Origin of the sequence: Ensifer adhaerens, assembly GCF_002940685.1 — a bacterium.
GTDB classification, from domain to species: Bacteria; Pseudomonadota; Alphaproteobacteria; order Rhizobiales; family Rhizobiaceae; genus Ensifer; species Ensifer adhaerens_E.
This window is the reverse complement of record NZ_PNFP01000005.1, coordinates 401,194-416,612: the sequence shown is the minus strand read 5'-3', so window position 1 is coordinate 416,612 and position 15,419 is coordinate 401,194. Positions and strand designations below refer to the sequence as shown.

10 protein-coding genes are annotated in these 15,419 nt (G+C 63.8%); 5 read left to right on the top strand and 5 right to left on the bottom strand.

What is annotated here, in order from left to right; translation table 11 throughout:
* Nucleotides 1–271 precede the first annotated feature (271 nt).
* A complete protein-coding gene (locus C1A35_RS12970) occupies nucleotides 272–463 on the top strand; it encodes a hypothetical protein (RefSeq protein WP_104664701.1) in 192 nt (63 codons plus the stop codon).
* A 352-nt stretch (nucleotides 464–815) separates the two neighbouring features.
* On the opposite strand, the gene C1A35_RS12965 is transcribed toward C1A35_RS12970, so the two are convergent.
* Nucleotides 816–1,841 (bottom strand): DUF2950 domain-containing protein, encoded by a 1,026-nt coding sequence (locus C1A35_RS12965; RefSeq protein ID WP_199772924.1) that lies wholly within the window; start codon nucleotides 1,839–1,841, stop codon nucleotides 816–818.
* A 21-nt stretch (nucleotides 1,842–1,862) separates the two neighbouring features.
* Nucleotides 1,863–3,242, bottom strand: coding sequence for a DUF3300 domain-containing protein (locus C1A35_RS12960; RefSeq protein WP_104664700.1), 1,380 nt, complete (start codon nucleotides 3,240–3,242; stop codon nucleotides 1,863–1,865).
* Nucleotides 3,243–3,560: 318 nt separating this feature from the next.
* Here C1A35_RS12960 and C1A35_RS12955 point away from each other — a divergent pair, with 318 nt between their 5' ends.
* Complete coding sequence (locus C1A35_RS12955) at nucleotides 3,561–4,712, top strand: AI-2E family transporter (RefSeq protein WP_104664699.1); 1,152 nt, start codon at nucleotides 3,561–3,563, stop codon at nucleotides 4,710–4,712.
* Here C1A35_RS12955 and C1A35_RS12950 read toward each other — a convergent pair whose 3' ends face one another.
* Both C1A35_RS12950 and C1A35_RS12945 read right to left on the bottom strand, forming a co-directional pair.
* A complete protein-coding gene (locus C1A35_RS12950; protein WP_104664698.1) occupies nucleotides 4,713–6,482 on the bottom strand; it encodes a hypothetical protein in 1,770 nt (589 codons plus the stop codon).
* A gap of 294 nt (nucleotides 6,483–6,776) precedes the next feature.
* Entirely contained in the window at nucleotides 6,777–8,777 is a 2,001-nt protein-coding gene (locus C1A35_RS12945) for a putative bifunctional diguanylate cyclase/phosphodiesterase (RefSeq protein WP_199772923.1), read from the bottom strand.
* Nucleotides 8,778–9,090: 313 nt separating this feature from the next.
* Between C1A35_RS12945 and C1A35_RS12940 the strand changes: the two genes are divergently transcribed.
* Entirely contained in the window at nucleotides 9,091–10,134 is a 1,044-nt protein-coding gene (locus C1A35_RS12940) for a class I SAM-dependent methyltransferase (protein WP_104664696.1), read from the top strand.
* A 102-nt stretch (nucleotides 10,135–10,236) separates the two neighbouring features.
* Here C1A35_RS12940 and C1A35_RS12935 read toward each other — a convergent pair whose 3' ends face one another.
* Complete coding sequence (locus tag C1A35_RS12935) at nucleotides 10,237–10,836, bottom strand: TetR/AcrR family transcriptional regulator (protein ID WP_104664695.1); 600 nt, start codon at nucleotides 10,834–10,836, stop codon at nucleotides 10,237–10,239.
* Nucleotides 10,837–11,105: 269 nt separating this feature from the next.
* Between C1A35_RS12935 and C1A35_RS12930 the strand changes: the two genes are divergently transcribed.
* Both C1A35_RS12930 and C1A35_RS12925 read left to right on the top strand, forming a co-directional pair.
* Nucleotides 11,106–12,263: an efflux RND transporter periplasmic adaptor subunit gene (locus C1A35_RS12930; protein WP_104664694.1), complete on the top strand. Its 1,158-nt coding sequence runs from the start codon at nucleotides 11,106–11,108 to the stop codon at nucleotides 12,261–12,263.
* Nucleotides 12,260–15,358, top strand: coding sequence for an efflux RND transporter permease subunit (locus C1A35_RS12925; protein WP_104664693.1), 3,099 nt, complete (start codon nucleotides 12,260–12,262; stop codon nucleotides 15,356–15,358). The genes C1A35_RS12930 and C1A35_RS12925 overlap by 4 nt, the downstream gene beginning before the upstream one ends.
* The last annotated feature ends 61 nt before the right edge of the window (nucleotides 15,359–15,419 follow it).

The following is a 15,419-nucleotide window of genomic DNA, read 5'->3' as shown; positions in this document are numbered from 1 at the left end:
GGGGTGGAGCAGCCCGGTAGCTCGTCAGGCTCATAACCTGAAGGCCGCAGGTTCAAATCCTGCCCCCGCAACCAAATCAAAAAAAGCCCGCCGAGAGAAATCCGGCGGGCTTTTGACGTTCAAACAACACAAAACATAAACCAGAACAACCCAAAAGCCGGAGACGTCAGCCGTAAAACCCAGCACTGCCAGGGCAGGGGCAGCGGCAGCGGCAGGGCGCGCTAACGGACAAGCGCGGGCAACGGCGGCGCAAACGGAGCGGGCGGAGCGGATGACCATGCCGCTTTCGGCGTTCCTACGCCCGACGTTGCAACCCGATCCGATGCGCGAGCTCAGGTTCGCCGAGGAGATCGCCTTGCGGAAGGAATATCGCGACATCGAGAAGGAGCGCGGCTTTCGGACCGGATGGCCGTTCGTATCGATGTTCCGCGCGTACTCGGGAATGCCAATGTTCCAAGCCTGATCCGGCAGAGCCCTTGGTCGAGAACGCCGTCAACGCGGCGGCGACCGCTCCAGCGGCAAGGTCGAAATGCTGATCCGTGCGGCAAGTTCGGGGACAGGCTCAACCTGACCGTCGCGAATGCCGCGCCCCCGTGGGGCCGGCGCGGCGGCTCGGCCTCGGCCCTGCCAACGTCGCCCACCGTGTCGGGACCCATTTCCCGGAGCGCACCTCCTTCACCGCAGGCCCGGTCGGGCCGCGAAGATATCGGGTCTCTTGATGGCCCCTAAGAAGCGCCCAAGAACCACTTTAGGACCGGTCGAGCAAAGCGATCCGTCGCTCGCTTCAGCCAACGGCGTCTCGAAGTGCCCTTCGCCTAGTCTGCCACGACGTTCCACTTGTCGTCGGGATCGAAGCGGTCGATGAACGGCACGATCGCTTCGGTGCTCGGCCCGAGATCGCGCTCGTAGACGATGCCTTGCTGGTTGACGACAAAGGTCTTCACGCCTGTCTCCGCATAGGTGACCGGCCATGCGATCAGGGCAAAGCCGCCGATCATGTTGTCGTTGATCACATAGTCATAGCGGCCGCCGGCTATGTTGTCGCCCTGCGATGTCAGGATGCGGAAGCGGTAGCCGAAATAGCCTTCGCCGGCTTTTGCCTTTTCCAGAGCCGCTTCGCTGATCGCGTCGCCGACCGGGCTTTCGCCGTCACCCTGATCGGCCGGCCAGTAGAGACCGTCGGTCTGCCCGGGCGTGCTGATCAGCTTCTGGGCATATTCGAGCACGCCGTCGGAGTCGCGATCCTCGGAGGCGTATTCCTTCTGGGCATCGACATAGGCCTCGACCGTGTCGATCGCCTGCAGTTCGTTCTCGCCGACACGGCGATTGACGATCTCCTCAAGCCCGACATAGGTATCGAAGGCCCATTTGCCGTCATCGCCCTTGGTGAGCGGGAAGGGCAAGGGCCAGAGCCGGTCGCCGATCTGCAGGATCTTGCGGCCCTCCAGATCGCGGACGACGACATTGCGGGCCGCCCCCTCGCGGATAAGGGCGAACGTATCTCTCACACCTTCGCTGTCTTTCAGCTTCTCGGCATTCAGCCCCAAAAGCTTGGCCAGACCGTCGAAATCATCCGCCGCAAGCTTTGCCTTGAATTCGTCGATGGCTTTCGCCGGATCGTCGAAGGCCGGCGGATCCTCGGCGGCGGCATAGGCATCGAGGCCGCCCACCATCTGGTCTTCCGGCGGCTGATCGGCCGCCGGTTGATCTCCTGCAGGCTGATCTCCGGCAGGTTGATCTGCTGGCGGCTTGTCCTGGGAATAGGCGGAGCCGATCGGCGTTGCTACCAGAACCAGCGCCATCGCTGATCCCAGGAGAAGCGAATTAAAGAGCTTTGTCATCGTCGTTCTCCTGTGATCCGATCAACGTCTGCGGCCGCCGCCGCCGCGCCCGCCGCCGCCGCGGTGCATCTGCGGCCGGCCGCCACCACGACTCATCTGCGGGCGCCCGCCGCCACGATGGCCGCCACCCAGGCTCTGACCGCCGCGGCGTGACGAAGCGACCTCGCGCCGTCCGGAATTGACGTTGCCAAGGCCCGATGGCTTCTTCGGCCGGTTCTGCGCCTTTGCCGCCATCTTCTTCTTGCCGCCGCTGCGGTTGACCTGGGACGGCTTGTTGCCGCCCGCGCGATTGATGCTTGGCTTTCCATCCCCGGCGCGCGCCTTGGCGATCGCCTGCCCGCCTCCACCGCCGCCGGGACGGGCGGCCGGTCTCTGCTGCGCCTTCAGCCCTTCGAGCGTGCTCTTGCGCACATCCCTGATCTGGCCGCCGCCGCCACCGCCGGGACGCGCGTTCGGCCGGTCGCGATTGATCTCGGCGGCGCGGTTGCGCAGGTTGTTGTTGCCGTTCGCCTTGATGTTGTTCTTGATGCTGTTGCGGTCGAACTTCTGGAGCTGGTCGCGGTCGAACTTGATCTTGCTGCGATCGACGTTCTTCCAGTCGACGTCGTTCCACTTGAGCTTGCCGTTGATGTTGTTGAAGCAGTTGTCGCAGTCGATATCGATGTCGCCGCCGTTCCAGCCGCCGCCCCACACGCCCCAGTCATCCCAGTCGACGATCGCCGCAAAGGCGGCGCCCGTGACCGCACCGGCGAAGAAGGCCGCACCCGGATACCAGTAGGCGGGATAGGGCTCGTCATAGTAGCCGATCGGGGCCGGCGCATAGTTCGGCTCGTAGAGCATTTCCGGCGGATACTGCGGCACATAGATCGTTTCCGGGTTTGCCGCCTGGATAACGACGTTGTCGCCCTCCTGGACCACCTTCACCTTGTCGTCGGTCTTGATGATGTTCTTGGCGACCGCCTCGTCGCGCAGTTGCTGGATGGCCATCAGCACGTCCTTCTGCTGATTGGCGATCGCGTCGCCGAAGGACTGCGTCCACTCAAGATCCTCGCTCATCATCTTGACGATCTGGGGGTAGTTCAGCAGCGATATGACGCTGCCGTCCCAGTCGTCTTTCGGCTTCATGTCGGGTTTCTTCTCGCGGGCCTCCAGGAACCGCTCCGCCTCGACGATCTGCAGAGGATAGAGTGCGGCGGCCGAGATCAGCGCCACCAACTCGTCCGGGTAAAGTGCGATGCGCGCCACCAGGACCTCGAGTTCGTCATCGCTGAGCGGCTCGGGGGCCGTCTGTTCCTGCGCGGCCGGCGCCGTTGCCGTCTGCTGCGCAAGAACCGCCGTAACGGGTGTTGCGACCAGAACCGCGATTGCGCCGCCGAGCGCGATGAGCGTCTTCTTGACCATCTATCCAGCCTCCCTCGTGTACTGCCTGGCGGTGGCGCGGGCGCTTTCAACGTGCGCGGGACAGCCCCCTGTCGACGCTTCCTGATCTTGCAATGGCAAGCTGATCGCGCGGCAGTTCCTGATCCTGTCGCCGTCAGTCATTGGAATCTCTAGAGGAGGCCGGCGGATCGGGAAGTCCGGCAGGCGTATTCTACTGTATGTTACTGCCCAGCGGTTGCCGGCAGCGTGCCATCCACGTGACGGTAGAACGCCTGCAAGGTGTCGGGCGCACAGGGCTTGCAGCTGTCTGCGGTTTTGCGAGGAGGGAAGGGGACGAAAATGGTCGAGGATCCTCCCCGAACGAATGCGATCCGTGACGGGACGAGCGGATCTCCCTCCATCGAGGCGAAGATCACGGATATCGCCAGAATCGGCATCGTCGGGCTGCTGGCCTACTGGGCACTCACGCTGATCGCGCCTTTCGCGATCATTCTGATCTGGGCGGCAATTCTTGCGGTGGCGCTCTTTCCGGCCTACGCCCGGCTTGGGCGCCTGCTCGGCTCGCGACGGCTATCCTCATTCCTGATCACGCTGACGTGCCTTGCCGTCATCGTCGCCCCCTTGACCGCCATCGCGATCAGCTTTGCCGAAGGGTTGCAGGCGCTGCTTGCAAGACTTGCGGACGGTTCGCTGCGCGTGCCGGTACCGCCGGACTACATCCGCGAGTGGCCGGTCGTCGGAGAACGCATCCATGCCGCCTGGAGCATGGCATCGGGCAATATCGAAGCGCTGCTGAGCAAGCTCGAGCCCTCGCTCATGCAGGCGGGCAGCAAGGTGCTCGGCAAGGTCGCGAGCGTTGGCGCCGAGGTTCTGAGTTTCGTCGTCTCCGTGTTGATCGCGGGTTTTCTGTTCGGCTCCGCGAAACGGCTGGCGGAAATGGCGCAGCGTTTTGCCGGCCGGATCGGCGGCCAGCGCGGCATCGGCTTCCTCAAGCTCGCGACCGCGACGATCCGCAACGTGGCGCGCGGCGTCATCGGTGTCGCGCTGCTGCAGGCATTCCTGTGCGGACTGGTGCTGAGCCTGTTCGACGTGCCGGCTCCCGGTGCAATCGCCTTCGTCGTGCTCGTTCTCTGCATCATCCAGATCGGCCCGGCGCTGGTGCTGCTGCCCGTCATGATCTGGGCCTGGGCCACCATGGACTTCGGCCCGGCGCTGCTGCTCACGATCCTGTTGATCCCGCTCTTTGTCATCGACAATGTGATGAAGCCGATCCTGGTGGCGCGCGGGCTGTCGACGCCGACGCTGGTCATTCTGCTCGGCGTGCTCGGCGGTACGCTGTCCTATGGCCTCATCGGCCTTTTTCTCGGGCCGATCGTGCTGAGTGTCGTGCATGATCTGCTGATGGTCTGGGCGCGCTCGGATGCGGCGCCGGATAAAATCCCGCCCGACCCCGCGACCCACGACACCGGGCTGGAGCCCGGCAATATCTGATCAGCGTATCGCGCCGGCGCCACCTGCCTGTTGATACTCGGCTTCGGGGACGGGAACGCCGGCGGCGCGCAGGCCGTCGAACAGACGGTGCTGATCCTCGGGACGGCGAAACTGAAAGGCAAGCGCCTGCCCGGGATCACCGAGAAGGGCCGGGGCGTTGGTTTCCAACCATTGTCGCTGCTGCCTAGCCTCGTCCGTCTTGCCGAGCTTGCCGAGAATAGCAAGCAGAAGGAGCCGGTCGGCCGGACTGGCGTCCGGTTTGACAAGGCGCACCCATCGCTCGGCGGCAGCATAGTCGCCCGCGAAATAGGAGCAGGTAGCCAGCGCTGCCTCGAAAACCCCGGTCTGTCCGAGGCTGCGCGCGGTGGCATCCGACAGAAGTTTGCAGCCGGTCTCCCATTCGCCCGAAAGTGCCAGCCGGAGGCCATACGCGCCCGCAAGCTCGGTGTCGTTGGGATTGATGGCGAGCGCGCGGGCGCCGACGGCGAGAGCGGCATCGACTTCGCCGCGATCGAAGAGGACGAGCATCTGCGCCTCGAGGGCGCGCACGTCGAGGGGGGCGAGATCAACCGCGCGCGCCGCCGCTTCGCCGGCCAGCGCCAGCATGCCCGTTGATGTCGCGGGATCGAAGCGATTGCGGAGCGCATCGACATAGCTCATCGACAGAAGCGCCCAGGCGGTCGCGTAAGTCGGGAATTGCCGGGTCGTGCGCTGCAGGCAGTCCTGGACGGAGCGATGGGATTGCGGATCGGCGTCGCCGCGATGGTCGTAGTAGGTGAGCGTGCAGGCATAGGCCTGCCACTCCTTGGGAACGGAACGTCTGAGCTCGGCGGCGCTTGCCTGAAAGACCGCGCCATAGGGTTCTGCCACGGCGCTCGATACCGCGGCCGCGGTCCTCGCCTGCAGATCGATGACCTCTCCGGATTGCAGTCGTTCGTCGTAGGTGTTCGCCCAGACCACGGACCCGTCGGATCGCTGGACGAGCCTCACGACCAGCCGGAGCCGCTCGCCCTCAAGCCTTACCCGTCCCTCCAGTGCATAGGCGCGATCGCCCGGTTTGCGTGCCGGATCGTCGCGGGTGACCGGGACGATCTCCTTGAACCTGGCAAGGTTGCCGACGACTTCGTCCGTCAGACCGCGCGCCATCATCGCCGATTGCCGGGTTCCCGAGAGGTCCTCGAACGGCGTGACGATCAGCTTCGGGATGTTCGGCCGGTCGGAACCGCCCGTCGCTGCATTGCTGCCCGGAAGAAACGGCAAGCCCGCCAACAGCCCGGCGAGGCCGCAGACGAGCGCCGCGGCCCCGAACATGACCGGGCGGCGATCACGCCGGCTGAGCGGCATTTCTTGCGACGGTGCTGCACTTGCCTTGACGGTTGCGGGCCGGTTGTCGGCCCGCCTTTCGAAGGTCGGCACATAGGCGCCCTTCGGCATGCTGATGACGATCGGGTCGTTGCGGCCGGCAACGAGGTAATAGCGTTCGAGCGCCCGTCGAATACGGCCCGCCTCGATCCGAACGGCCGGATCCGTCTGCGGGTCGAACGAGGAGCCGCGCCCGAAAACCTCGGTGGCGATGGAATATGCCTTGATGCGGTCGCCGCGCCCGGCCAGCGTTTCCTCGACGACATAGGCGAGGAACTTGCGGTCGCGGTCAGGAGCGTCGAATTCGGCGCTCAGGCGAATGCGTTCGAGCTGCGCCAGAACGTCCGCGCTGCTGGGCGGCGATGTGCTCGCTTCGACGCCGACGTCCTGCTGATCCCCGGTGGTCATCACGCGCCTCCATGGGCACAATGCGAGATTGCATCCAGCGGCAGTGTAAACTCCCGTATCCTACGCACCTGTTCCGCCGGAGTGCAACATCTATTCGTGCCGCCTTCATCGTCCTCTTGCCGACGAGAGCGTTCGGGACCTGCGCCGAAAATCCTCAGGGCGCGGAGTTCATCCGCGCTCTTGTCGCGCCGTCATCGATCGGCGCCAAACAGCAGAGCAGCCCGGCGCATTCCCGTCGGTCGCGGCTCCGTCACGCGCCGCACGAAACGTGCGGCGTGTGAAGCGAAACGACCGCTAGGAGCGGACGCTATTTCTGAGCGGGATGCGTGGCTTGTCGGTGGGCGTGCTGCGGAACATGTCCGCAGGCGCAGGGCGCCCGACGTGGAAACCCTGCACATGGTCGATGCGGAAGCGCCGCATCAGGGCCAGCTGCTCGTCGGTTTCCACGCCCTCGATCAGGATCTTGTGGCCGCGGTTGCGCACGAGCCCGATGATGTCCTGCAGCATCGCGCGGCCTTTCGGCGTCGAGCAATCGTGCAGGAAAGACCGGTCGATCTTCACGGTGTCGAAATCGATCAGGCGCAGCCAGGAGAGGCCGGCGAAACCGGTTCCGAAATCGTCGAGCCATATCCGGATGCCGAGCGTCTCCAGGTCGCTGATGCAGCGCAGGATACCCGAATGCATCTCCATCTCGAGCCCCTCGGTGATCTCGAAGGCGAGCCGGCTGCCGGCGACCCCTGTCTCTCCGAGGATCGCGGCGACCGACGTCGCAAAGCCCGGTGTCTTCAACTGGATCGGCGAGACGTTGACGCTGACGAGAGGGATGTGATTGTCGACCAGAAGCTCGCGGCAGACGGTCTTGATCGCCCAGCGGCCGAGATCGAGAATGGCGCCGGTCCGCTCGGCCACGGGGATGAACAGGCTCGGCGGCACAGATGTGCCGTCGAGCATCGTCAGGCGCATGAGGGCTTCGACCGCATCGACCTCGCCGGTCGTCACGTTGATGATCGGCTGATAGACGAGGGACACGAGATTCTGGTCGATTGCGATCTTCAGGAGCGCCGCGATGTTTTCGCTCTCGTCGCTGCTCTGCGGATCGTTCGGGTCGAACAGTTTCGAGCAGTTTCTCCCGCTCGCCTTGGCGGCGTAAAGGGCGCGGTCGGCCTCGTGGATGATCTTTTCGAGCTTGGCGCCGGTGTGGTTACGGGTGAACGCCGCGCCGACGCTGACGGTGACGATGGACACGCCGTCGCGCCGCTGCTCATGGATCAGCCCCATGTTTTCAACGGTGCGGCAGATGACTTCCGCAAGCTCGGCCGCCTGCTCGCGCGTGTCCAGGCGGGCAAGGACGATGAACTCCTCGCCGCCGTAGCGGCCGATCGAGCCATGATAGTCCCTGATCGCTTCGCCGAGCGCATTGGCCACGAGAATGAGGCAGCGATCGCCCTCCTGATGGCCGTAGCAGTCGTTGTATTTCTTGAAGAAATCGACGTCGATCAGCATGGCGGTGAAGTTCTTGCCGAACTTCTGCCAATCGTTCCAGTAGTCGCGCAGCTGCTGATCGATGGCGCGGCGATTGTCGAGACCGGTAAGCGGATCGGTGTTGGACAGCCGCAGAAGCGCCATGCCCCGTTCCGAGGCTTCGTTCTGCTGGATCTTCGCCTCGAAAGCGTTGAGGAATACCTTGTAGCGCTCGCGGTTGAGTTTCCAGTTCACATAGGAGGTGAAGACGAAGCAGGAGACGTAGAACGTCCCGAAGGCGATCAGATAGGCGGGGTCGTGTTCGGAAAAGAACGACAGTGCGATGAAAAACGTCGCCAGCACGATGCTGGAGGCGATCACCGAGAGGCGGAACCGAAGGCTGAAGAAGAGATTGGCGCCCATCATGAAAATGGCGCCGAAGATCATGTAGTAGGACATGCTGTTCGTATCGGCCGTCATCATCGCAGGCACGAGCCAGCCGATGTAACCGAAGACGAGCGCTGCGGCGCAGGTGCCGTCGAGCCATTTGGTCTGGGCCTTCAGCCGAAACAGGACCTCGAAGGTCAGAAGCGAGCCGATACCGACGAAGAGGCGCGCCACGATCGTATAGAAGGCGACGTCGGGGACGAGCAGAATGTCCGGGATGAAGAAGAGCAGGTAAACGACAACGGCAACCCACAAGCCTTGTCGGGTCGAAGCGCGTCGGCCGGCCTCGCCCTCCATGCGATAGAGAGTCTGAAGCTCAGCCAGGTGCGGCCTGTGCGGCTGCTTGTGTAGGTCGATGTCAACTACGTCGGCCAACGTGTGCTTCATGCACTGATCCATCGAGTTTCGTCACGTTCAACGGAAATCTGTCGTCGCTTTTCCATCAATGGACGTTGTTTCGGACACTCCCTGCGTGTTTGCCACACCCTATCTGCAACAAGGGCGGGAAACGCTGCGAGGCATGATAGGAGGTGTCCATTAAGTTTTGTTAAATTAATGGGTCAGGGCATCTGCGAATCGGCATAACCCAAAGGGGTGAGCCTCCAGTATTTACCTTATTATATACAAAAACTTGCAATCCGAGCCGTAATGCGCGCATCTTCGCGACTATTGTTAACAAACCTTTAATGGATGGTCTCGCGTGCGCCAATTTCAGACTGTTTTCGACGGTCAGAGCCTCATAACTCCCAAGGCAATGGCCGATGAGTTCGTTTCGCCCCGGGGCGAACGGCATGACGAACAGCTTTCGACCGCAAAGGCCGAGCTCGCATTGATTCTCAGGGTCGCTCAGGAACAATTCATTCAAGGGACGGAGCCGTCGAAAATTATCCACCGGCTCGCCGCGTCCCTCCATGAGACCCGCGCCAAGTACCACCCCAGCGTGTGGCAGGAGCTAATTCCTCTTGCCCAGGACCACCCGGTCGCTGATTACTTCCTGCAGGATCCGTTCACGCGGTGGTCGTTCGACAAGCCCAGGGGATATTCGGGTGACGCGCAGTTGCTCGACTTTATCTACGGCCATGCGAGCGTTGCCGGCGAAATCGAACGGGCTTCGCCGGTCGGGCGCGCCCTTTACGAATACACGAAGGACGCCTCCTCCTCGGTGGCGGTGCGCGAGCGTCGCGATATCCTGACGCGCCACGTCGACGAGATCGCGGCGGGTCGGGGCGGTCAGGCGGAAATCCTGACGATCGCCGCCGGTCACCTTCGCGAAGCCAATCGCTCGGCGGCACTCCAGGAAGGCCGGGTCAAGCGTTGGGTGGCGCTCGATCAGGATCCTCTCAGTGTCGGATCGATCAGCCGGGATTTCCGCGGCACCGCGATCGAGGCGGTCGACGGCTCCGTCCGCAGCCTGCTCGGCAGGGATCAGAAGCTCGGCAAGTTCGACTTCATCTATGCGGCCGGCCTCTATGACTATCTCGCCGACAAGGTGGCCATCAAGCTGACGCACCGCTGCCTGCAGATGCTGAAGCCGAACGGTGTCTTCCTCTTCGCCAACTTCGCCCAGGACATCGGTGTCGACGGCTACATGGAAAGCTTCATGAACTGGGCCTTGCTGCTGCGTTCCGAGGCGGACATGTGGAACATCATCCACAAGAGCGCCGGAAAGTCCGCCATCGATGCGCGCGTGTTCTTCGGGGCCAACCGGAACATCGTCTACGGCATCATCCAGAAACATTCCTGAGATCGCCTCGGCGAGCCTGCCTCTGGGTCAAGCCGGGGCAGGCCGGGAAACCGAAGACCGCAATCGGCCGAAAGGCCGTTGCGGTCTTCTCGCATCACGGGCTCAGTCTCCTGCGCGCAGAAAGCGGCTCACAAGGCGCCGCATCAGCACGCCTTCTTCCTTCGGCCTGAAGCCGGGATCGACCGCGACCCTGCTGAAGATGCCGTCGATGATCGCGGCGATCCAGCGGGCAGCACCTTCCGCGTCGATCGCCCGGTCGATCTGGTTTCGGCTGGCCGCGTTGCGCAGGAGTGCCACGAGCGCCGACTGGAGTTCGGCATCATTTGCCGTGGCAAGCGCTCCGATGCGCTCGTCACGCATCGCCTCGGCGGCGATTTCGAGCGCGAGGCTCGAATAGGCAGGATCGCCCGCCAGCTCGAGGACGCTATCCATGAAGCCCAGCACTGCGGCGAACAGATCCTCCTCTTCGCCCAGCTTTCGGAAAATCTCCGCCGTTTCTTGACGCTCCTCTTCCACGATCGCAGCGATGATGGTGTGCTTGGTCGGAAAATAATGGAAAAGATTGCCCGGGCTCATGCCTGCCTCGGCGCAGATCTCAGCTGTCGACGTGCCATGGAAGCCCTTGCGCGAAAAGCAGGCGATAGCCGCATCGAGAATCAGCTGACGTCTGGCGGCGTGTTTTTCGGGGTCGATCTTGCGCATCGCCGGTTCTCCTTGCAGGCCATTCGATTATTAGATCAAGCGCTCTAATTTCGTTGGGCGGCCGATCGGTGTCAAGGCAACTGCTCGCAGGATCTCCGCCATCTTCCCGCAATGCTCGTATGTGATCTGCCTTACAATTGTCGCGTTTGATTACTCTTATTATTAGATTGAATGATCTAATAAATAATCGACGCCCTTTGCCCGACCCGGGAACCGGTACCGCAGGCGCATCATGCCGCAGCCGGTCCCGCCAATGGAAAGCCAATGAAATGAGACGTACAGTTGAGTTGAACGTCGTTCTCGCGGCCCTGCTCGCGTTCGCGGCGTCCGCCGGCCAGGCTGAGGCCTCCGGGGAGGCCGCAGCCTCCGTTCCTGCCCCGTCCGTGAACCGCACGGTAACGACGCTGGTTGCCGACAACCGCCCCCAGCAATGGACACGCTCCTTTGCCGGCATGTTCGTCGCCCGCGAGGAAGTTGCCGTCGGCACGGCCTTGACCGACCAGCGTATCGCCAGTGTCGAGGTCGAGATCGGCGATCGGGTCGCGGCGGGCCAGGTGCTCGCCCGGCTGGAAACCGAGATGCTGGAGAACCTTTTGCGCGAGGCCAAGGGCCGCGTTGCGCGCGCCGGCGCAGCGATGGCGCGGGAGGAAGAGACGGTCACGCAGGAACGGAAGAAACTCGCCCGTGCCCGCCAGTTGAGCCACCTTCAGGCCGCCACCATTCTCGAGGAACGCGTCTCGGCCCTCGCCCTTGCGGAGCAGGCGGTCAAGGTCGCGCGAGCCGACTACGAGCAGGCGGAAGCGCTCGAAGCGGAAGCGCGACGCAGGCTCGATCGCGCGGTAATCCTCGCGCCTGCTGCCGGGATCGTCTCGGAGCGGTTTGCGCGCGCCGGTGCGCTTGCCGGCTCGGATCCGCTGCTCAAGCTTATTCGCGGCGGCGAAATCGAGTTCGCGGCCGAAGTGCCGGAAACGGAACTGCCGTTGCTGGCGGTCGGCCAGACGGTGAAGGTCAAACTTTCGGGTCGCAACGACTGGATCGAGGGGCGCGTGCGGGTGATCAACCCGAAGATCGACCGCGAGACCCGCCTCGGGACCGCGCAAGTCACGATGTCGACCGCCCGCCCGCCCTTTGCGGGCACGTTCGGCCGGGCGGAGGTCGTGGTGGCCGAGCGCAAGGCGATCATGGTCGACGATTCCGCCCTGCTCTTCGGTGCGCCGGATGGCGCCGTCTCGGTCTTCGTCGTCGATGGCGGCCAGGTCGTGCGCAAGCCGGTCAAGGCGGGCATGCGCCAGGGCGGCAAGGTCGAGATCACCTCGGGCCTTTCTGCCGGCGAGCGGGTCGTTCTCAAGTCCGGGGCGTCGCTGCGCGAAGGTGAAGTGGTCGCAACGAAAGACGTCCAGCCGACGCAGACGGGCGGCCAGCAATGACGAGCAACATTTCCGCCTGGGCGATCCGAAAGCCCGTTCCGACGATCGTCCTCTTCGTCGTGCTCACGCTGGTGGGCATCGCCTCGTTTCTGCGGCTGCCGGTCAACGCCAATCCGAGCGTATCCTTCCCGATCGTGACGGTGACGATCACGCAGCCGAGCGCACAGCCGGGCGAAATGGAAACGCAGGTGACGCGCCGCGTCGAAGGGGTCGCCTCCGGCCTCGTCGGGGTCAGTCACATCCGCTCGACCATTGCCGACGGCGTCTCCACGACCACGGTCGAATTCAAGATCGGCACGGATCCGGACCGGGCCGCAAACGACGTGCGCGAGGCTGTGGCGCAGATCCGCGCCGACCTGCCGCAGTCCATTCAGGAGCCGATCGTCTCGCGCCTCGACGTCGACGGCAGCGCCATCGTCTACTACGCCGTGCGGGCGCCTCACATGTCGGAAGTGGAGCTGTCCTGGTTCGTCGATGACACGATCACCAGCGAATTGCTGACGCTGCCCGGCGTGCAGAAGGTGCAGCGCCTCGGCGGTGTCAGCCGCGAAGTGCGCGTTTCGCTCAATCCCGAACGGCTGCTGGCGCTTGGCGTCACGGCCGACCAGGTGAACACCGCGCTCAGGGAAATCAACATCAACATTCCGAGCGGTCGCGGTGAAATCGGCGGACGTGAGCAATCGATCCGCACCGTCGGCAGCGCCGGCTCGGTGGACGAGCTGCGGCAGCTTGCGATTCCGCTCGCCGGCGGCCGCTGGCTGCAGCTCTCCGACATTGCGACGATCGAGGACACATCCTCCGAACCGCGCAGCTTTGCCCGTTTCGATGGCGAGCCTGTCGTGAGCTTCTCGGTTTCGCGCAGCAAGGGGGCGAGCGACACGGTCGTTGCCGAGCGCGTGATCGAGCGGCTGAAGGAGATCCAGGCGCGCACCCCCGGCGTCGAGATGACCGAGCTGATCTCTCTCGTCGAGTATACGCAGGAGAGCTACGATGCCGCCGTCACGGCCCTGATCGAGGGCGCGCTGCTGACCGTCGTCGTCGTCTTCGCATTCCTGCGCAACTGGCGGGCGACGCTGATCTCGGCGCTTGCCATGCCGCTTTCCATCCTGCCGACCTTCGCGGTCATGGACCTGCTCGGCTTCACGCTCAACGGCATCAGCCTATTGGCGCTGACGCTCGTCATCGGCATTCTGGTCGACGATGCGATCGTCGAGATCGAGAACATCGAGCGGCATGTCGACATGGGCAAGCGCCCGTTCCTTGCGGCGATCGATGCGGCCGATGCGATCGGCCTTGCGATCGTCGCAACGACGCTGACGATCGTCGCCGTCTTTGCGCCGGTCAGCTTCATCGGCGGCGCGGTCGGGCAGTATTTCAAGCAGTTCGGCCTGACCGTCGCGATCGCCGTTTTGTTCTCGCTGCTGGTCGCACGTCTGCTGACGCCCTTGATGGCGGCCTATCTGCTGCGGCCGAAACATGGTCACGGCCATGCCACCAAGCCGTCGCGCATCGCCGACGCCTATCGCGGCATGCTCGGTTGGACCCTCGATCACCGCAAGACTGCACTTTCGCTGGTCGCGCTGATCTTCATCGGCTCGATCGCCCTTCTGAGCATGCTGCCGACGGGATTCATGCCGACGAGCGACAGCAATGTCTCGCAGCTCAAGATCACGCTGCCACCCGGCACGAGGCTCGAAGAGACAGCGCGCATTTCCGACGATCTGGTCGCCAAGCTCAAGGCGCGAAAGGAAGTCGAGAACGTTCTGGCGACGACAGACAGTCTCAATGAGGTATCGCTGCGCATCAAGCTCAAGCCGCGCAAGGAGCGTGAACTTGACCGCAAGTCCTTCGAGCTGTCGTTGCGGTCCTTGCTGGCGGAGACCCCCGACATTCAGGCGACCTTCTCCTCGACCGAGGGAACGAAGGACCTTTCCGTCTACCTGACGGGCGATGATCCGGAAACGCTGATGGCTTCGGTGCGGCGTCTGGAGAGCGAGATGCGTGCGCTCCCCGGGCTGGTCAGTGTCCGGTCGACAGAGCCGTTGCTTTCGCCCGAGCTCCTGGTCAAGCCGCGCTTCGACGAGGCGGCAAGGCTCGGCGTGTCGGTGACGTCGATCGGCACCGTCGCCCGCATTGCGACGATGGGCGACAACGAGAGCAACTCGGCGCGGTTCAACCTCGGCAACCGCCAGGTGCCGATCCGGGTAATGCTCGACCGGTCGGCGCGCGGCGACTTCGACACGTTGCGCAACCTCAAGGTGGGCACGAACGCGGGTGCGCTGGTGCCGTTGACCTCGGTCGCCGACCTATCCTTCGGGGCCGAGGAAAGCAGCGTCGAACGGCTCGATCGAAAGCGGCTGATCGCCGTCGAGGCCAATCTCAACGGCATGACGCTCGGTACGGCCTTCGAGGCGATTTCGGCATTGCCGGCCATGAAGGAACTGCCTGCGGGCGTGTCACAGGCCAACTATGGCGACGCGGAGTACATGGCGGAGATGTTCCGCAATTTTGCCCTAGCGCTGCTTGCCGGCATCCTGATGGTCGTGGCGGTTCTGATACTGCTCTTCAAGGACTTCCTGCAGCCGGTGACTATCCTGGTGGCCCTGCCGTTGTCGATCGGCGGCGCGGCACTGGCTCTCATCCTGTTCGGTGCGGCGCTCGACCTTTCGTCGATGATCGGCATCCTGATGCTGATGGGGATCGTCTGCAAGAACTCGATCCTGCTCGTCGACTATGCGATCGAGTGCCGCAACGCGGGCGCCGACCGGCGCACGGCGCTGTTGACGGCGGGCGTCACCCGCGCGCGGCCGATCATCATGACGACCATCGCCATGGTGGCGGGCATGGTTCCGGCGGTCATCGGCGTCGGGGCGGGTGCCGCCTTCCGCGCGCCGATGGCGGTTGCGGTGATCGGCGGCCTGATCACCTCGACGATGCTGAGCCTCGTCTTCGTGCCTGTGATGTTCACGGTGATGGACGACCTCAACACGAAACTGGGCCGCTGGCTGAAGCGTTTCTCCTCGGTCACGGACGAGGATCACGCAGCGGATGCAGTCCGGATCGGCAAGGAGGCCACCCGCGGCGCCGCCGGTTAGCGCATCGGCCGCTGTCTGGAATGATCATCGTCGAAGCGCGCTGCATGGGTTCCGTGCAGCG